Source organism: Neobacillus sp. B24, from assembly GCF_055381825.1.
In genome coordinates this window covers 1,298,213-1,316,046 of record NZ_AP035777.1, presented here as the reverse complement: position 1 = coordinate 1,316,046, position 17,834 = coordinate 1,298,213, and the positions used below count along the sequence as shown (strand labels likewise).

The 17,834-nt window shown below is 40.2% G+C and carries 19 protein-coding genes and 1 riboswitch; of the genes, 7 read left to right on the top strand and 12 right to left on the bottom strand.

The genetic code is table 11. From position 1 onward, the window contains the following. Window positions 1–31: 31 nt before the first annotated feature. The 6 genes from pdaA to cax form a co-directional block, all read right to left on the bottom strand. The gene (gene pdaA / locus ACZ43M_RS06480) at window positions 32–799 is read right to left on the bottom strand and encodes a delta-lactam-biosynthetic de-N-acetylase (RefSeq protein ID WP_464506593.1); all 768 of its coding nucleotides are present in this window, start codon (window positions 797–799) and stop codon (window positions 32–34) included. A gap of 74 nt (window positions 800–873) precedes the next feature. Next, window positions 874–1,830 (bottom strand): nuclease-related domain-containing protein, encoded by a 957-nt coding sequence (locus ACZ43M_RS06475; RefSeq protein ID WP_464506592.1) that lies wholly within the window; start codon window positions 1,828–1,830, stop codon window positions 874–876. 384 nt (window positions 1,831–2,214) lie between these two features. Then, window positions 2,215–3,738, bottom strand: a complete 1,524-nt coding sequence (locus ACZ43M_RS06470; RefSeq protein ID WP_464507978.1) for a fumarate hydratase — start codon at window positions 3,736–3,738, stop codon at window positions 2,215–2,217. A 203-nt stretch (window positions 3,739–3,941) separates the two neighbouring features. Next, complete coding sequence (locus ACZ43M_RS06465) at window positions 3,942–4,139, bottom strand: SE1561 family protein (RefSeq protein ID WP_464506591.1); 198 nt, start codon at window positions 4,137–4,139, stop codon at window positions 3,942–3,944. Window positions 4,140–4,263: 124 nt separating this feature from the next. Continuing rightward, the gene (locus ACZ43M_RS06460) at window positions 4,264–5,031 is read right to left on the bottom strand and encodes a YfkD family protein (protein ID WP_464507977.1); all 768 of its coding nucleotides are present in this window, start codon (window positions 5,029–5,031) and stop codon (window positions 4,264–4,266) included. A 535-nt stretch (window positions 5,032–5,566) separates the two neighbouring features. Beyond that, window positions 5,567–6,622: a calcium/proton exchanger gene (gene cax / locus ACZ43M_RS06455; RefSeq protein ID WP_464506590.1), complete on the bottom strand. Its 1,056-nt coding sequence runs from the start codon at window positions 6,620–6,622 to the stop codon at window positions 5,567–5,569. 212 nt (window positions 6,623–6,834) lie between these two features. Here cax and ACZ43M_RS06450 point away from each other — a divergent pair, with 212 nt between their 5' ends. Together ACZ43M_RS06450 and ACZ43M_RS06445 are read left to right on the top strand one after the other, a co-directional pair. After that, window positions 6,835–8,013, top strand: a complete 1,179-nt coding sequence (locus ACZ43M_RS06450) for an MFS transporter (RefSeq protein WP_464506589.1) — start codon at window positions 6,835–6,837, stop codon at window positions 8,011–8,013. A gap of 162 nt (window positions 8,014–8,175) precedes the next feature. Then, a complete protein-coding gene (locus ACZ43M_RS06445; RefSeq protein WP_464506588.1) occupies window positions 8,176–10,089 on the top strand; it encodes a heavy metal translocating P-type ATPase in 1,914 nt (637 codons plus the stop codon). 232 nt (window positions 10,090–10,321) lie between these two features. On the opposite strand, the gene ACZ43M_RS06440 is transcribed toward ACZ43M_RS06445, so the two are convergent. Then, entirely contained in the window at window positions 10,322–11,158 is an 837-nt protein-coding gene (locus ACZ43M_RS06440) for a YihY/virulence factor BrkB family protein (protein WP_464506587.1), read from the bottom strand. Window positions 11,159–11,193: 35 nt separating this feature from the next. Continuing rightward, window positions 11,194–11,556 (bottom strand): YtxH domain-containing protein, encoded by a 363-nt coding sequence (locus ACZ43M_RS06435; protein ID WP_464506586.1) that lies wholly within the window; start codon window positions 11,554–11,556, stop codon window positions 11,194–11,196. A 204-nt stretch (window positions 11,557–11,760) separates the two neighbouring features. Between ACZ43M_RS06435 and ACZ43M_RS06430 the strand changes: the two genes are divergently transcribed. Beyond that, window positions 11,761–11,985: a DUF1128 domain-containing protein gene (locus ACZ43M_RS06430; protein WP_464506585.1), complete on the top strand. Its 225-nt coding sequence runs from the start codon at window positions 11,761–11,763 to the stop codon at window positions 11,983–11,985. 26 nt (window positions 11,986–12,011) lie between these two features. On the opposite strand, the gene map is transcribed toward ACZ43M_RS06430, so the two are convergent. Next, window positions 12,012–12,767, bottom strand: coding sequence for a type I methionyl aminopeptidase (gene map, locus ACZ43M_RS06425; protein WP_464506584.1), 756 nt, complete (start codon window positions 12,765–12,767; stop codon window positions 12,012–12,014). Window positions 12,768–13,029: 262 nt separating this feature from the next. Here map and ACZ43M_RS06420 point away from each other — a divergent pair, with 262 nt between their 5' ends. After that, window positions 13,030–13,356, top strand: coding sequence for a helix-turn-helix domain-containing protein (locus ACZ43M_RS06420; protein WP_464506583.1), 327 nt, complete (start codon window positions 13,030–13,032; stop codon window positions 13,354–13,356). Between the two features lie 24 nt (window positions 13,357–13,380). Here the strand turns inward: ACZ43M_RS06420 and ACZ43M_RS06415 are convergent, their stop codons facing one another. Further along, window positions 13,381–13,542 carry an anti-repressor SinI family protein gene (locus ACZ43M_RS06415; protein WP_464506582.1) on the bottom strand — a complete coding sequence of 54 codons (162 nt, stop codon included), beginning with the start codon at window positions 13,540–13,542 and terminating at the stop codon, window positions 13,381–13,383. Between the two features lie 30 nt (window positions 13,543–13,572). Next, window positions 13,573–13,665: riboswitch (cyclic di-GMP riboswitch) on the bottom strand. Between the two features lie 594 nt (window positions 13,666–14,259). Then, window positions 14,260–14,634 carry a DnaJ family domain-containing protein gene (locus tag ACZ43M_RS06410; RefSeq protein ID WP_464506581.1) on the bottom strand — a complete coding sequence of 125 codons (375 nt, stop codon included), beginning with the start codon at window positions 14,632–14,634 and terminating at the stop codon, window positions 14,260–14,262. 120 nt (window positions 14,635–14,754) lie between these two features. Between ACZ43M_RS06410 and ACZ43M_RS06405 the strand changes: the two genes are divergently transcribed. The 3 genes from ACZ43M_RS06405 (at window position 14,755) to ACZ43M_RS06395 (ending at window position 16,612) form a co-directional block, all read left to right on the top strand. Beyond that, complete coding sequence (locus ACZ43M_RS06405; RefSeq protein WP_464506580.1) at window positions 14,755–14,955, top strand: hypothetical protein; 201 nt, start codon at window positions 14,755–14,757, stop codon at window positions 14,953–14,955. 205 nt (window positions 14,956–15,160) lie between these two features. Beyond that, on the top strand, window positions 15,161–16,096 hold the full coding sequence (locus tag ACZ43M_RS06400) for a polysaccharide deacetylase family protein (protein ID WP_464506579.1): 936 nt from the start codon (window positions 15,161–15,163) through the stop codon (window positions 16,094–16,096). A gap of 297 nt (window positions 16,097–16,393) precedes the next feature. After that, window positions 16,394–16,612, top strand: coding sequence for a hypothetical protein (locus ACZ43M_RS06395; RefSeq protein ID WP_464506578.1), 219 nt, complete (start codon window positions 16,394–16,396; stop codon window positions 16,610–16,612). 774 nt (window positions 16,613–17,386) lie between these two features. Here the strand turns inward: ACZ43M_RS06395 and ACZ43M_RS06390 are convergent. Next, entirely contained in the window at window positions 17,387–17,767 is a 381-nt protein-coding gene (locus tag ACZ43M_RS06390; protein ID WP_464506576.1) for a hypothetical protein, read from the bottom strand. Window positions 17,768–17,834 lie beyond the last annotated feature (67 nt).

Genomic DNA, 17,834 nt, shown 5'->3' with positions numbered 1-17,834 from the left:
GGAAAAAACCGAATTTCAAGCGAAATCCGGCTTATTTCTTCTTCATTAAATGATCGAGGCTTTTGAACTTATAGCCCTTGTCTTTGAGGTCTTGAATCGCTTGCTCAAGGGCATCGGCATTGTCCTTTGAAACCGAGTGAAGCAGAATAATGGCTCCGGGATGCGCCTGCTTCATGATGTGGTTGTATGAGTATTGCCAGCCCCTTTGGCCATTGATATTCCAATCGACGAAGGCCAATGACCAGAAAATATGTGTGTAGCCCTCGTCTTTGGCAAGTTGCATCGTTCTTTCGCTAAAAACTCCGCGCGGCGGACGCAGATACTTCATTTTCTTCTGACCTGTAATTTCCTTGGTTTTCTCTTTGACTTTGTTCAGTTCCTCGCGAACCCGTTCGTCACTGACCTGCGTAAAATCGGGATGATGCCAGGAATGGTTGCCAATGATATGTCCTTCATCGACAATTTGTTTGGCCAACTCCGGCTGCGATAGTAGAAAATGCCCCGTTACAAAAAACGTCGCTGGGACTTTTTCTTTTTTTAACACCTTAAGAATTTTCGGCATTTGTCCATTTTCATAACCGCTGTCGAAAGTCAGATATAAGATTTTTTTATCAGGGTCACCTTTGTAAACAGCCCCGTATTTGGCTAGTATCTCATCATACTCTGCACCTGCCTCTGGAGGCTGTTCATCAACTGATTTCTTAAAGCCCCAATGAATCGGCCGGTTCGGTAATGCCGCATATGTAATGCTTGGCACCAATAGAATCAACACACTTAGTGCGTACAATAATCGTTTCATCCAATTTTCCCCCAAATTTGTTTTTTATATTGTTTGTTGTTGGTGGGAAATGATGATTAGTATATAAAGGAAAGTCATTTGGGTTGGTGGTAGATGCGGCCTTTTGTACTTCCGCTGATAGGTAAGTTTGAAGATGAGAATATGTAGGTTGCTACCCTTGGTGAGGGGAGAAGAAGAAATTCCCTTAATTCCGAATTAGTAATCCACGGTTTTATTAGAAGAAAAAAGTCCTGAATTGCAGGGAGATGTGCATCTTTAGAAACTGCCAAACAACACGGACAAATCCAATTACCTGCTTCATAATAAATCGGTATATGCAAACATTTTGGACACTGCACACCAGGTACGATATCTCCCGGCCCAATATTATAAGTTTTAAGTATATCGGTTATTAATGGTGTATGTTTATTTAGGATAAACTTTTTTATTTTTCCCAAGGCCTTTTGGTCGAGAAGTTCTTTTTTATAGTATCTTTCGAATTCGTCAATTTTCTTTAAAAGATTGTCCGCTTTGAAGGCCCTTTTTTCTGCTTCACCATAACCTGGTGTAATTTTTATTATGGATGTTGGGTTACTAAAACAAACTAAGTTTTCAAATGGAATAATTGGTACTTGGAATTGATCAAATAAATTTCTCAAGAGGATTATGTGACGATTAGTTTGTGAAATGGGATTTTGATATACTTTTTCAGTATTATTAAATTGTTGTGTTAGTTGGAATTTGTCTAGCGTTAATGTTCCCGCGTAATTTTTATTATCTATTATGAATCCCATGTTCTCGAACGTTAGAACTGCGTCAATTTGGAAAAAGGTTGGCCCGATGGGAAGGCGTACGTCGTGGAAAATGTGGTACTTTTTTGGTGGGAGTAAGCTTAAGAAGTAGTTTAGGGTTTTTTCTCCTCGGTAACCTGCTCTTAGGGCACCTAATTTTTCTTCAACTTCGGATCTTTTTGGGTGATTTTGCACTAATCTTCGTTCAAGCGCCTCGTGCTGCTCTAAAATTAGTGGTTTGGTAAGGTTTTTATCAAACAATTTGATCCCTCCTATGTCATTTGGGTATAATTTCTACAAAAAACTCTATTTTCCTTCCATGTTATATGTAACATTCATATGAAATAAATTAATTCTACACAAATCAGACATAATTCTACGCGATTCGTTGTTAATTCTACGTAAATGACTATAAATTCTACGAAGGTCTAAAGGAATTCTACGCATTTACATGGGAATTCTACAAGTATCCCAAACAATTCTACAAACTGACAATTTCCTTTAGTAAAAGCATCCAAACCCAACTGAGTACACCCCACTCCCCCTTAACCAAAACCCCAAAATTACCCTTTTTAATAAAAACCAAAACCCACTCCCCACAAAAAAAGGCAGACCCGCAAAACCAGGTCCGCCCCTAAATATCTTTTAATTAAAAACCCGCTCCTTGAACTGAGCTAATTTTTCTAAAGAAGATTTATCCACATCGGCGTGCAGGCTGTTACCGTGAGAGTCCATTGTCACGACCGCTTTGAAGCCTTCTACACGTAGGTGCCACATGGCCTCTGGAATTCCGAATTGCATCAAGTCAACGCCTTCGACGCCTTTGATACAGTCAGCGTAGTATTGCGCAGCGCCACCGATGGCATTGAGGTATACGCCGCCGTGTTCCTGCAACGCAGCTAATGTCCGCGGACCCATTCCGCCTTTACCGATGACGGCTCGGATGCCAAATTTCTTCATAATGTCGCCTTGGTATGGCTCCTCGCGGATACTGGTTGTCGGGCCGGCAGCTTTGACGTGCCATACCCCTTCTTTATCCTTCAACATAACCGGACCACAGTGGTAAATGACTTGGCCGTTCAAATCAACTGGTGCGTGGTTGTCGCTCAAATATTTGTGGATTGCGTCGCGGCCGGTGTACATCATGCCGTTAATTTGGACAACGTCCCCGACCTTCAGACCACGGATTTGCTCTTCCGTAATTGGTGCCTGCAATGTAATAACATCCTCTTCCACTGCAGCGGCAACCTCCGCCTCAGCTGCTTCATTCTCTGAAGCGAAATCAATGAATTCGCCATCTTGGTACGCCCATTCAAGAATAGCTCCTGTTTCTGGGTCAACTGAGACGCCCATGCGGCGGTATGCCCAGCAGTTGTAAGCAACTGATACATAGAAGCTAGCTGGAATCCGGTGCATGACGCCAATTTTACAGCCAAGCAGAGTCGCCTCGCCGCCGAAGCCCATCGTACCGATCCCTAATTTATTAGCATTTTCCAGAACATACTCTTCAAGCTTGCGAAGGTCTTCGTTCGGATTCACATCTTCAACTGAGCGGAATAATTGTTCTTTCGCTAAATCATAACCTGAAGACCGGTCGCCGCCGATGCCGACACCGATGAACCCTGCTGAGCAGCCTTGACCTTGTGCCTGGTAAACGGAATGCATGATACATTTGCGAATTCCGTCCAGGTCACGGCCAGCGCGGCCAAGTCCATCGAGTTCACATGGCAGACTGTATTGGATGTTTTTGTTTTCACAGCCGCCGCCTTTTAAAATCAGCTTCACATCGATATAGTCTTTTTCCCATTGATCAAACTTAAAAACAGGTACTCCCGCTCCAAGGTTGTCGCCGCTGTTTTCCCCGGTCAGCGAATCTACAGCGTTCGGGCGTAGCTTTCCCTCTTTTGTAGCCTGGATGATGGCCTTTTTGATCGCTTCTTTTAATTCTAATTGGTTAACACCAACTGGAGTTTTAATTTTAAATGTAGGCAGGCCGGTATCCTGGCAAATTGGCGATACCTGGTCGTCAGCCATTTTGATGTTGTTGGTAATAGTCGCAAGGCTCATTGCTGCACGAGTGCCAGCGTTTTCTTTTTCCTTGGCAGCCTTGATGGCACGGCGAACATCCTTTGGAAGCTTCGTGGAAGTTTCTACAACCAGCTTGTACATGCTTTCTTCAAATGTAGCGATATTCAATTTGGAATTCCCCTTTCCCTTTGTCCTCTGAAGATCTCTTTTTAAAAATTACAATTTTTCACACGTTTAAATTATACTCCTAAAGGGGTAAGAATTAAAGAAATTGGTTGCAATCGATTTCATTGAAATACGTGGGGTTACCTCATTCTATTACTCAAAAAAATAAGCCTGCTTATTTAAACAGGCTCGGGTAAATCGCGGTTATTAAATTCGCGGCATTTGGATTCCATTTCATCAAGAATGGAAATGAGACGATCGATATCTTCAAGATCCGTTTCTTCCGGATCGATGGCGTCGAGAACATCAATAAACATATTTAAGCGTTGCTTTAAGAAACTTACTTGTACATTTTTATCATTAATTTGGCTGCCCAAGTGGTTTTCACTCCCTTCAGTTACCTTTTTTATCCTACCTAAATCTTGCGGCTTTCGCAATGGTTAGTTTCATTTTCTCCAAAATAAAGGCTCCTACCCACAAAGGTGGATAGGAGCACGCTGATTATCTCGGCCGTTCTGATGCAACAAACCCAAACGACACATAGTCCTGAACAGGAATCCAGGCACCAATGCCTTGTGAGGTGACATTTTTAACCACAATAAATTTTTTACTGCCTTTCAGCATTATATAGACTTCGCCGTATGTGACTTTCCCCTTTTCGTTCACACCAGGGGCATAAGCATACAAGTAACCTAGCCGGTTGTTTGGAATGTTATAGATATGATCATTTTTCGTTCCTGCTCCGATAATCGTTTCGAAGGCAAGTGGCAGTTTTGTTTTCTCCATGGCGGTCAATAGCATCATTTTTTTCACATCTTCGGCATTTGGAATCTTTGCCGTCAGCCCGCCACGAACAATTTTTTGGGCCTCTTGAACATATTTAATTTTGTAAGGAGCATTTCCGCCGCGGTTATCAAAGTAATTGGTATTAATTTTTTGATACTCCCAGTTTGGCGATGTTTCCGATGATTCATAGTTCAACGGCCACTGGCCAAGGTAAATAATCGCACGATAACCGAGTGCAAACGGTGAACTGTTGATGCTAGTCTCGTTAAGCATACGTATCAAATCAGGATTTTTGATTTTTACCTTTGAGGAGTTGATCAATTTTTTAGTCAGCTCACTCGGCTGTAATTCTGGCAGGTCCTGCGTTGAATTGGGGTACGTATTTTCTTTTGAAATATTACGTACCGAGGCCGGAATTTGATATTTTACTTCCTTATTAGCAGGTGCTTTTTCAGCCAAGGCAGCTGGTAAAATGGTAATCATTAATAGCACAGACATAAAGACAGGTATTAATTTTTTCACAGTGTGAAGAACTCCTTTCGCGACAATAGTAAATTAGTCTGATAGTAGTTTTTTCGGAGTTCATAAATATTATCCACTTTCTGACCATTGCATGAAAATTATTTTTGCTTCCTTGTTACCGGGGCAATGATCTCATTCTCTAGTATTCAGGCGAAAAGTAATATAATTGTAATAATTAGAACATTTACAAAATTATAATAATCATTTATAATAAACTTAACCTTTCAAAAAGGAGGGCTGCAATCAATCTGCTAACCAATTTATCGAATATCTTTAAGGAGGTTGGGATTACTCACATATATGATAGTCAACACTCGTGTTTCTCTTATTTAACAAACATGAAGGTTGGTGATTGATGGTCCCAGGAAAAAAGCGATTGATTTAATAACCCATACATGAATAGGTTCACCAGTTGATTTTAAAAAAATGAATTACCCCGATTTTGAATTCAAATGAAAGAAGACTCTGCGTCAACCGGCGCAGAGTCTTTTTATGTTTATAGAAGATAAAATCCAATTCCCATGATGACGTATGCTGCAAGCAGGGTTAGTCCTTCAAACCAGTTGCTTTCGCCATCATTAGAGATGACGACCATTAACAGGACAGACGAGGCCATAGCCGTTAGCTCTTGCCATGTAAACAGAAGCGGCATGGATGTTTCAAAAAACAGTGAGATTAACACTAACAATGGTGCTACAAACATCGCAACCTGTAAAGTGGATCCAATCGCTATTTCGACGGCAACGTCCATTTTGTTTTTGTATGCCATTAATACTGCTGATGCGTGTTCAGCGGCATTACCGACGATAGCAACAATGATAATACCAATAAATAGTTCAGACCAGCCGAATGATTGGGCTACATATTCAAAGGTATGAACCAGATTCTCCGAAATATAAGCAACCGCAAGTGTCGCCACTAATAATACCGCAATTGCCTTCCCTTTCCCCCACTCCGGTTCTTCATCATGATGCTGGGCTTCGCTCTCGCTCTGGTAGACCCCGCGATGGGTAACAAGCTTAAAGAACAGAGCGGCAAGATAGAGCAAGATTAGCGTGATCGAAATGCCAACACTAAACGATAAATTTTTCGAATTACTCATATCCATCGAAAAAACTTCCGGAATCACAAACGCGACGATAACCGAAAACATTAATAGCCCCGAATTATGGCGGGCATCATAAACATTAAACTTCTGGCGCTTGAATTTTAAGCCGCCAACAAAGAACGACAACCCTGCCACCAAAAGCAGGTTCCCCAGTACCGAACCCGTTAACGAGGCCAAGACAACCCCGATTAGCCCAGCCTTTAAAGAAAAGATTGAAATCATCAATTCAACAGCATTTCCAAAAGTCGCATTAAGCAGGCCGCCTATTCGTGGTCCAGCTACAATCGCCAAGCTTTCTGTCGCCCTTCCCATATAACTCGACAGCGCGATAATGGTTAAACAGTAAATAATAAATAAAAGAATACTCGGCCAATGCAACAAAGTTCCAATTACTGATACCGGAACACCGATGAAGGTTAACAACATAAAAATTTTATTCGCCACCGCATCCCCTCCTTAAAAATAGTTTCCTTTATCTCGGCAAATTTATTAACTTGCCCAGCTTGCCACCCAATTGAATCCAATATAGGAAAATAAGTGCAATTACAAAAAAAAGATTACCATTTGGCCTGTAAGGAAGCAACATTTTTCTTGCATGGATGGAAGATTTTGAGATACCATCAGGTTTGAAACTAATTTTGAATTGGGGAAAGTTAATGAATAAAAATCAGCTTCGATTCTGGATTCTCGTGAGTATTGTAGCAGTTTCCGGTTTTTCGCAAGGGATGCTTCTGCCGTTGATTGCAGTGATTTTTGAAAAAGGCGGCTTATCTTCCTCGTTAAATGGTTTAAATGCGACCGCCCTTTATATTGGGATACTGCTAGTATCTCCATTTATGGAACAGCCACTCAGAAAATATGGCTATAAACCAGTCATCATAATCGGCGGAGGGCTCGTCATTGTCTCACTGGCCTTATTTCCACTATGGAAATCATTTTGGTTTTGGTTTGTCTTGCGGCTGGTAATTGGAATCGGCGACCATGCTCTGCACTTTGCAACCCAAACGTGGATTACCTCCTTCTCCACGCCTGAAAAACGGGGGCGGAATATTTCCCTTTACGGGTTATTTTTTGGCATTGGCTTTGCGGCAGGTCCGTTGATGACCCCGCTTGTCGATGTAAATGAGGCCCTGCCATTTATCATCTCCTCAATCCTTTGCTTGGCCGGTTGGGTGTTTGTTTTTACGTTAAATAATGAACTGCCGGAACAAGAAGTGAAAATCAATTCGTTTCTGGCGACGATTAAACAATTCGGAAGAGCCATGAAATATGGCTGGGTCGCGTTTTTACCGCCGCTTGTCTATGGATTTTTGGAATCATCTTTAAACGGGAGCTTCCCCGTTTATGCATTAAGGCGGGATCTTGATGTTTCTAGTGTTTCGGTTGTTTTGTCGGCTTTTGCTATCGGGAGTATTATCACACAGCTACCTTTAGGGATGATGAGCGACCAATACGGACGCCGAAACGTGTTAATGACAGTGCTCTCTTTAGGATTTTGTAGTTTTACGGCAGCTAGTTTCTTAGAGCATTCTGTAATTAGCTTGGCTGCTGCCATCCTAATTTCCGGAATGGTGGTCGGCTCTACCTTCTCGCTGGGAATCAGTTACATGGCCGACTTGATGCCAAGGGATCTGCTTCCGACCGGAAATTTGCTCTGCGGTATCTTTTTTAGCATGGGAAGCTTATGCGGACCGATTATCGGGGGATTGTTTATTAAATTTTTTCAGAATGTCAGCTTTTTCTACATTATCAGTGTCCTGCTCCTCGCTGTTTCGGCTTTCATCTTTATGTTTGGAAAAAAAGCCGTCATTGTCGTCGAACGAAGCAAATCTTAGAGGCAAAATCATACCACTGGCATAATATGTATGGTAAAATAAACATAACAAAATAATAATATTTGCTCAAAGGAAAACTGCTGTCATCACTTTCGATGACAGCTTTCGTGTTTTTTAGGGGTTGTGATTTTGATTATTTTTCTCAATTAGGGGGGAGAAACCATGGTTTCAGAAACAAAGGCACTAACAAAAAGTATCCAAAAGGTGAGTTTTTTTGAAAAAATTAAACCATATGCTGAACTGATAGCTGCGGGATTAAGCGGAGTTTTCATCCTTGCCGGCTGGCTGCTCGATAAATATGGTCAAGGGGCCGATTCGATTATTGCCTATCTGCTGGCGTTTGTTATTGGCGGTTTTGCCAAAGCCAAGGAAGGCGTTGAGGCCACTTATGAAAACAAGGAATTGAACGTGGAGATGCTGATGGTCTTTGCAGCCATCGGGTCAGCGATTATCGGTTATTGGACAGAAGGCGCCATTTTAATTTTTATATTTGCTGTCAGTGGTGCCCTCGAGACATACACGATGAATAAAAGCCATAAGGAAATTTCATCATTAATGAAGCTGCAACCTGAAGAAGCATGGTTGATTAGCAACGGGAATGAAAAGCGTGTATCTGTAACCGAGCTGCGGGTGGGCGACCAGATTTTAATTAAACCGGGTGAGCGGATCCCATCAGATGGTGTCATCATCAAGGGACACACTAATATCGATGAAGCAGCCATTACCGGTGAATCAATGCCCGTTTCCAAAAGCACCCAGGAGGAAGTCTTCGCCGGGACAGTTAACATGACCGGCTCCATCACTGTTGAAGTTTCAAAGGAAAGCAGCGATACCTTGTTCCAAAAAATCATTCAATTGGTGCAATCTGCGCAAAGTGAAAAATCACCTTCGCAGCAGTTTATTGAACGCTTTGAAGGAACTTATGTAAAGGTTGTCCTGCTTGTGGTCTTCGCCATGTTCTTCCTCCCAGTGTTTTTGTTTGGCTGGAGCTGGCATGAGGCCTTTTATCGGGCTATGATTTTACTGGTGGTTGCCTCACCATGCGCGCTTGTTGCTTCAATTATGCCCGCTACCTTGTCAGCGATTTCAAACGGAGCGAGGCATGGGATTCTCGTCAAGGGCGGTGTCCACCTTGAAAATTTGGGCCATTTGGGCGCAATTGCCTTTGATAAAACTGGGACGTTGACTAAAGGTAAACCAGAGGTCACTGATGTTTTAGTAAAGGATGGACTCGACCGATCGGATTTGGTTTGGAAGGCCGCATCAATTGAAAGTCATTCAAACCACCCGCTCGCTCAAGCGATAGTGAAATATGCGAAAGCAGCCGGCACAAAAGAACTGTTTTATCCCGATAGTTTGGAGGATGTCCCTGGCTGGGGTGTAAAAGCAGTCATTAACGGACAACAGTGGAAGATCGGGAAAGCGGCATTTGTTGGCAAGGACAATGCCGAGCAATTTGCCGGTGGAAAATCCAAGGATTTGGCTGCAGCGGGCAATACCCTCGTCTTTATTGAGATTAACGGTGAGCTAAGTGCAGTGATTGCCTTAAAGGATGTCGTTCGTGAAGAAACGAAGCTTGCCATTGACCATTTAAAGAAGAAAGGCATTCGCACCGTCATGCTCACTGGTGACAGCAAAAATACTGCCAAAGCAATTGCTGCCGAAAGCCATGTCGATGAGCATTTTGCTGAATGTTTGCCAGAAACAAAAGTGGAACACTTGAAGCAATTAAAAGAGAAATATAAAACAGTGGCAATGGTCGGTGATGGGATTAACGATGCACCGGCACTAGCGATGGCAAATGTCGGAATTGCGATGGGCGAAGGCACAGATGTTGCGTTGGAAACGGCGGACGTTGTCCTTATGAAAAATGACCTGCCGCGGATCGCCGAAGCTATCCACTTATCACAGCGAATGAACAAAATTATCAAGCAAAATGTTATTTTTTCGATTACTGTCATTATGGTGTTGATTTCTTCGAACTTCTTCCAATCGATTGACTTGCCGTTTGGGGTCATTGGCCATGAAGGCAGTACGATCCTTGTTATCCTTAATAGCCTTAGATTATTGAAATAAGACCGGGTGAGCGTTCACCCGGTCTTTTTTTCCATTTTTATTTAGTGGTAGCTGTTGGACCCGTTTGCAGATCCTGATGTTTTGTTCCCTTTAGCACCCTTGCTTTTCTGCTTCGTGCTGCCATCTTTTTTTGTATGCTTGGTCATTGTCCAAACCTCCCTGCTTTACTTGAGGAGCGTGGACCCCTCTATCCTAGTTTGGACCGACAGCAGCAATTACATAAAGGTAACTATTAGCAGTTGGACTTGTTCTCTTCGGTATAAAAAGCGTTGATTTCCCCGCCTAAAATGATGATGAATGCCGAAATGTACAGCCATACCATTAATACGATGATTGCCCCGATACTTCCATATGTGACAGTATAGGTGCTGAAATTTCCTAAATAGAAAGATAAACAAAGCGAAGAAACAATCCAGCCGATTGTGGCAAAAATGGCGCCAGGAAACGCACTGCGGCAGCGAAGTTTTACATTTGGCGCAATCCAGTACAGACCAGTAAAAATGAGAAATAAAATGACGGCACTCACCGCTACGCTAATGGTATTCCAGAGCCGAATAAATTCATCAGAATAGCCAAATTGAGCGAACAAGTATACACCGATTTCCCTGCCAAACACAGGCAATATAATGGCGACTATAAAAACGAGAATCATCCCAAACGTAAGGAGAATCGCCATCCCCCGCGAAACGATAAATGAGCGGCTTTCCTTCACATTGTAGGCTTTGTTGAAGGCTTTAACAATCGCGTTAATTCCATTGGAGGCAGACCATATTGTTCCGATAACCCCGAATGAGAGCAGTCCTCCATGACGATGACTCATGATTTCACTAACGTTTTTTTCAATTAACTGCATTGCTTCTTCTGGGGCAAAGCCGCGGATCATTCCAAGCATATCATGTTCATGAATTGGCAAATACGGAAGTAAAGAAAACATAACAATTAATAGTGGAAAAAGTGAAAGAAGAAAATAATAAGCCAGTTGGGCACTCATTCCTGGAAGATCATCCTCATCAATTCGGTGCCAAAGCATCCGCAGCAATGACGAGCGGATATTTCCTTTGTCCTTCATCCCCTCACCTCTGATTTATTGTAATTTGAATAGATTTACCGATATTCTTTTTCTTCAAGCAGTTCTTCCAAAAGTTGATCGTCTGTACTCAAGGTATCCTTCGTTTCCTTAATTGCATCGGTCACCTTTGGTGTTAACTCCCGCAATTCATCCACCTTTTCAACAATGAAGGAAATATCCTCCCCAACTTGTTCGAAGGTAGTCTTTAATTTAGCGGCGGTTCCTTTCACTTTATCAGCCATTTCACCAGGATTCCGGACTACATCAGATACTACTCCCGATACCTTTTTCACATTTTCCTTCATCGCCTCACGAGTATCTTTATCGAGAAGAGTAACGACTCCACCGGCAAGCGCGCCGAAAAACATTCCCTTCCAAAATTGATTTTTCCTAGTCATTTTAACGTCTCCTTAGCTTTATGTAAAAATTTATGAAAATCTTACCAATAATAGTTGTCCTTCATTTATTTTGCTTTATCTTTGGTTCCTATGCAAGTCTACCCGTTTTAATTTTTAGTAAACACTATTATCACAGGCAAAGTATTGACATGTTTTTGCTTACATGAAAAGATGAACATATGAATTCGGAAAGGATGACCGAAAATGGATTTGACGCAGAAATCAATTGAAAATGTCGAGTATATGATTGAGCAAATTAAAGAAAAGTTAAAAGTGTTAAATTTCGGTGCAATCAAGCCGTCCCACTTTGACGAAGAAATGTATGAAGAGTTAAAGGAAATTTATGAAATGGTGCAACGGAAAAATTCCTTCAGCCCAAGTGAAATGCAGGCACTGGCAGAGGAATTAGGGAGTTTACGAAAAAAATAAAAAACAGATCCTCGCGATCTGTTTTTTTACTTTTCATCTTGGTCTGTTAAAATGACCGGGCCGTCTTTTGAAATGGCAATGGTGTGTTCATATTGTGCCGAATACGTGCCGTCAACCGTTCTGGCGGTCCAACCGTTTTCGTCCATTTTTGTGAATAACATGCCGATATTGACCATCGGTTCGATTGTAAATACCATGCCTTCCTTAATTCGCGGTCCTTTGCCAGGCAAGCCATAATGAGGCACATCCGGCTTTTCGTGGATTACTGAGCCGATGCCGTGACCGATAAAATCGCGGACTACCGACAGTCCCTCCCCCTCCACATAGGTTTGAATCGCGTGTCCGATATCCCCGATTCGGTTTCCAGGCACAGCTTGGGCAATTCCCCGATATAACGCTTCTTTCGTTACATTTAGGAGATGTTCCGTTTGATCTGTAACCTCACCGACTGCATAAGACCAAGCAGAATCAGCCAGGGCCCCATTGTAATTAACAACCATATCAATGGTGACGATATCGCCTTCTTTTAATGGTTCTTTTCGCGGAAAACCGTGGCAGATTTCATCATTAATGCTAGCGCAGGTGGCGTATTCATAGCCCTTGTACCCCTTTTGCTCCGGTGTCGCATTGTGCTTCCGCAGGAATTCCTCAACAAATTGATCAATTTCCCAAGTCGTTACACCTGGTTTGATTAACTTTGCAATTTCCTTATGACAGGCAGCCAGGATTTCTCCAGCCTTTTTCATGGCCTCAATTTCACGTTGTGATTTAAGCACGATCATGTAAGTTCCCCGCCTTTTGAATTAATTTTATATATAATGAACATAATGGTGCATATTAAGATATTAAATATAAAATGCAACACTTCTTATATTAACTCTATACAGTATTTTTTTCAAAAATACTTTGACATTGGGAAAATTTTTTTTATACGTGCCATAAAGTTCGTTTTTTTATCATAATGATACGTTCTTAATATGGTGCTTATTTATTCTTTTTGGTAGAATAAACATATAAATTATTTATATAGGTGTGTGAGGCTCTATGATAGGTGACCGCGTAAAAAAATTTCGCCAAGAGAAAAGGATGTCACTGTCTGAACTTGCTGAACAAGCAGGAGTTGCGAAATCATATTTAAGCTCTCTTGAAAGAAACCTGCAAAAGAATCCATCAATTCAGTTTCTCGAAAAGATTGCAGCAGTCTTAAATATTCCGGTTGAACATTTAATTCATGAACAGGTTGATAAGTCCGATTTGGATAGTGATTGGATGAATCTCGTTAAGGAAGCGATGACTTCTGGTGTTTCCAAAGACCAATTCCGCGAGTTCTTGGAATTTACCCAGTGGAAGAATAATCAAGGGAAGAATTAACAAAAAAAAGCATCCTACAAAAAATTAATTTTTGTAGGATGCTTTTTTGACGGGCAGATCCGCTCCCTTGTTTCCACTGAGGAAATCCCGCACCTCGTCTACCGATAATCCTAGTTCCTTCGCTTCCAAGATAAGTGCTAGCCATTCCTTGTCAATCTTTTGCATTTGCCCATTCACCATACTCATTTTATATTCCTCCCAAAATACCAGCGTATTCCAGGCAGCTCGGCCATCCTAGTAATCCTGTCACTTACCTTAGACCCGCAAGCTTTGCGTCCCTGTTTTTCAACAGGTTTGCCCTTTTCTGTTTTTCTACGACTAAAGGCCATGGCAATCTCTGTCTTTTTAGCTAGGGCTTTTATCATATTTGACTATGTAATAAGTACATTATAACTAGTTCCTTCCTAACATTGTGTTAGTTTTTGTCAATATTTTCAAAATACCGACCCCAATGTTTAGACATAATCTGTCAAACCTTTACAAAAGTCAGCTCTTGCTATTTTCGATAAATAGAAAGTTAAAAAAGAAAGAAGGAGATTTCAGTCGAAATCTCCTTCTTTTTAGAAAATTTTTATATAAATGGATTAACAAGTCCCCAAGGAGCCACCAGAACCGTCCCCGTGGGTTCTATATATAAAAATATTTGTCTAAAATGTGACAAATAGAATATAATATTAACAACATAAAAATATACTTAATATTATTAATTTTCTAATAATTTGGAGGTGACATATAATATGACTGTCATACATGTTCTAAACTTTGCTATTCCCATTGCGTTTATGGTGTTCGCTGGCTTTATGCTTGACCGGATGTGCAAGCCGGCACAATCAGAAGAAAAAGCTGGCGAGGAATAACTTACCCTCCTTCGCACAGCTTTTTCTATTTTATTTACTATACTTGTTATTTTAATTTGTTCTGGATTTTTAATTCGTTATTTTTGAATAATGCGGAATTTGTTTTTGCACCTCGCTTGGACATTAGTTGATTATAACGAAGCAGCTTTTCATTCATTTTTCGGACAAGGTTTTCTTTTTCACCGCTGTCATCACATTTTTTAATTAGATCTTCAATCGTCATCATTTCTTTGCGCAAATGACTTTCTTCCTCCGAGTAACCAGAGTTTTTTAGAATTTTATACACCATCCGTAATTCTTCCGGTATGCCTGATAGATCCTCAAGCTCAAGCGGCTTACCAAAACCCTTAAGATTGTCAAATTCTCCATCTTTATATGCTTTTTTGATTCGTTCTTCTGAGACAATATGAAACATATCCATTTTTCGTCCCCCTTATTAAGCATAGTCACAATGTTATCATAACAAAGTTGTTGTTCATCCCGGTAATGATTTATCTTATGATTGGGAATGCTACTTGCGAATACGAAAGGAGTGTTGCAAATGGCACGAGGACAACATTTTAACCACAAAAAAAAGAACCATCCTGGTGAATTTCCTCAACATGCGTTTATGGCTGAGAAAAAGATAGATGGAATTATTGTGTTAGCAGGTCTGGCTTTATTAAAATTAGATACCTTCATTTATTCATGTATAGCTATTACCTCTGTGGGTTTAATAACATCCTTAATTAAAGGTAAATAATTTTTTATTGAGAGTCCCAACAACAAACGTGGAAACATACGCTAAGCAATATAGACATGAAGAAAGCCGATTTTTCCTACGCTGTAGTTAATAGGATAGGAATAATAAGCCTATAAGATTAGTGATATGATTGTTTTTTAAAATTACATAAGTCTATTGTTGATGGGTATTTTAAAATTATTAGGTTATATTGCGGAGGAGTTTTATGAGGAAAAAAAATTCGCTAATATTAATAGTGTTTTTAAGTACTTTCATTTTAACACTTACGGATCTTATTGGACCATTTAATACTATTGGTTCTGGTACAGCAGCCTTAAAAGGGAAAAATGATGAACTTTACAAAGAAATTAAAGCTTATAGAGAGGCACATAAAATTGAACCGATTGATGCAAAAGTCGATAGAGTGTGGAAGGCAATACCTGGATACAATGGATTGGATGTAGATATTGAATCTAGTTATAAAAAAATGAAATCAGATGGTAATTTTCACAAAAACAAAGTTGTTTATAAGGAAAAACCTCCAAATGTCCATTTAGAAAATCTAGCACCCAACCCGATTTATAAAGGGAATCCAGAAAAGCCTATGGTGGCGTTATTAATAAATGTTGCTTGGGGTAATGAGTACATTCCAACGATCCTTACCACACTAAAGGAATCCAAGGTCAAGGCGACATTTTTTTTCGATGGTAGCTGGGTTAAAAAGAATCCTGACCTAGCTAAGATGATCTATCGGGAAGGCCATGAAATTGGAAATCATGCTTATAGTCATCCTGATCTTAAGAAGCGCTCTAAAAGTGATACCATACAAGAGTTAGAAAAGACGAATGCTCTCATTGAAGAAACCATAGGCATAAAACCGAAGTGGTTCGCACCGCCCAGCGGAAGTTTCAACCAAGTTACCGTTCAAGTTGCAAATGACCTTCATATGAGAACTATTTTGTGGACAGTTGACACAGTAGATTGGAAAAAGCCTTCAGCATCAGAAATGGTAAGTCGTATTATCACAAATGTAGATAATGGCTCGATGGTTCTTATGCATCCAACAAAGCCCGTTGCAGAAGGGCTAGAAGATATGATAAAAGGTATTAAGGAAAAAGGATACCGACTTGGTACCGTAAGTGATCTAATGAGTGAAAAATGATAAAACGAGTACACAAGAAGAATTTATCATTCAAAGTTTAAAAGAGGCTGTTCAGAGGCGAAGATAATTAATATCAAAAATAGCAGCTCCTCCTATAAAAACTATTTTCCCCGACTCTTTTTGTATTCCCATTTTTGGTCAGTATGGAATATAGAATATATATATATATTGAGGTAAAAAAAATGTCCATTTTCCGTAGCCATTCTTTTAGATGGCTTTGTCTACCTATAAGTGAACAAGTCCTTTTAAGGTTGTTGTTTTATTGAATGGAGGAGAAGGGAAGGGAATGGTTATAACATGAAATTTATCGTTAAAGCCTTTGAACGAGATGGCCAGGAAATTGAGTTTAAAAATACAATCATTGGGGAAAAAGAAGTGTTTTTTGATAATGAAAAAGCTGCCGAAGCATTTATCGAGGGAATCAGAAACAGCTTGCCAGCTACTTTGGAATACAGGATAATTCCTAAGGAATCAGATCAAGATGATTTTTGGTCAAACCCTAATAGGTTTTGGTAAATTCATTTGAAAAAGGGGGACACAGCCAGGGATGGAAGTTGGAAAAAGAATATGTTATTGTGACCGGTGCAACAAGGTTCATAAAGAAACACATGTATCTGACTTTAGGCAATCTGTATTTCGCAAGTGAAAAGTGAGCCATTTCGCAAAACTATAAAGGTGTTTCAACTATTTAAGCCTCATTTGTTTTAAAATGGGCTTTTTTCTTTGTGTTCTTCAAATGTAAAGTGGATTTTTTCTGCAAAAAAAATAGAGCATATAAGCTCCTGTTGAGTATCAGCCCCACCTACGCTGCATACCATGACGGCCACGTTTGCCATCCGACCCAATTTAATTATAATTGCAAACGCTTTCAAATTCAATTAATATGCACTACCACTTCCTGAACATTTTATGAACAAGAGGTTCCAATAACAGAATCATATGATAACGTTCACTAATTTGTCGGGAAACCCAATGCAACTTTTTACCAATATTTTACCACAAAAAAGTTAATTTCTTCCTACACTAAACTGCATTGTTAGTTGAAAAAGAAAAAGATCCGGCTAATTTACGTCCGGATCTAAGTTAAGTTGTTTTACCTATTTGCTTATTATTTTATATTCATAACAATTTCAAGTCCTGTTGGTTTTTCCCTAAAGGGGTCGCTATACTCCCTAAAAACTAATTCCGTCTTTGAAATATCGTCAGGTAACGGTGGGGATACAATGAAGTTGTATGTAAAATGTCCTGATGATCCTCCTGCTCGGTCCTGACGGCAATCATATTGTTCTCTCAAAAAAACAATTCAAAAGTATTATGATGATGGAGATCCATTGGTAAATCCTTTGCTTCATCCCAATCGATATGAAGTTGTATAACACTAGCATTCTCATACTGTCGTCTAACGGTTACGGAATATACACGATCATCTTTTTCAATCGATTTTAAAACCGATAGGTGTTTTCTAAATCCAGTTGGTTCAATACGAGGTTTAAAAAAGTCGTCAATCCTCATTGATCCGAATAACGACCTCAAATAGTCTTCATACAAATCATACTTTAAAGCCCAGTTAGAAATGGCATCATCGGATGGAAAACCAGGATTATTGTCAGTTTCAGCATTTATTGGAGCACTGCCAAAAGTACTTATAAGGAAACGTTTCGCACAGTACAATATTTCACAATCTTGCTTTCTTGGATAAATACTATTACTAAAAGTTTTATTTTATGTTAATATTTTG

Excerpts from the sequence above, each read along its gene's own strand:
- pdaA (WP_464506593.1), bottom strand. The coding sequence starts at position 799 with ATGAAACGATTATTGTACGCACTAAGTGTGTTGATTCTATTGGTGCCA.
- ACZ43M_RS06470 (WP_464507978.1), bottom strand. The coding sequence starts at position 3,738 with ATGTACAAGCTGGTTGTAGAAACTTCCACGAAGCTTCCAAAGGATGTT.
- ACZ43M_RS06460 (WP_464507977.1), bottom strand. The coding sequence starts at position 5,031 with ATGATTACCATTTTACCAGCTGCCTTGGCTGAAAAAGCACCTGCTAAT.
- ACZ43M_RS06450 (WP_464506589.1), top strand. The coding sequence starts at position 6,835 with ATGAATAAAAATCAGCTTCGATTCTGGATTCTCGTGAGTATTGTAGCA.
- ACZ43M_RS06445 (WP_464506588.1), top strand. The coding sequence starts at position 8,176 with ATGGTTTCAGAAACAAAGGCACTAACAAAAAGTATCCAAAAGGTGAGT.
- ACZ43M_RS06440 (WP_464506587.1), bottom strand. The coding sequence starts at position 11,158 with ATGAAGGACAAAGGAAATATCCGCTCGTCATTGCTGCGGATGCTTTGG.
- ACZ43M_RS06435 (WP_464506586.1), bottom strand. The coding sequence starts at position 11,556 with ATGACTAGGAAAAATCAATTTTGGAAGGGAATGTTTTTCGGCGCGCTT.
- ACZ43M_RS06430 (WP_464506585.1), top strand. The coding sequence starts at position 11,761 with ATGGATTTGACGCAGAAATCAATTGAAAATGTCGAGTATATGATTGAG.
- map (WP_464506584.1), bottom strand. The coding sequence starts at position 12,767 with ATGATCGTGCTTAAATCACAACGTGAAATTGAGGCCATGAAAAAGGCT.
- ACZ43M_RS06420 (WP_464506583.1), top strand. The coding sequence starts at position 13,030 with ATGATAGGTGACCGCGTAAAAAAATTTCGCCAAGAGAAAAGGATGTCA.
- ACZ43M_RS06415 (WP_464506582.1), bottom strand. The coding sequence starts at position 13,542 with ATGAGTATGGTGAATGGGCAAATGCAAAAGATTGACAAGGAATGGCTA.
- ACZ43M_RS06410 (WP_464506581.1), bottom strand. The coding sequence starts at position 14,634 with ATGGATATGTTTCATATTGTCTCAGAAGAACGAATCAAAAAAGCATAT.
- ACZ43M_RS06405 (WP_464506580.1), top strand. The coding sequence starts at position 14,755 with ATGGCACGAGGACAACATTTTAACCACAAAAAAAAGAACCATCCTGGT.
- ACZ43M_RS06400 (WP_464506579.1), top strand. The coding sequence starts at position 15,161 with ATGAGGAAAAAAAATTCGCTAATATTAATAGTGTTTTTAAGTACTTTC.
- ACZ43M_RS06395 (WP_464506578.1), top strand. The coding sequence starts at position 16,394 with ATGAAATTTATCGTTAAAGCCTTTGAACGAGATGGCCAGGAAATTGAG.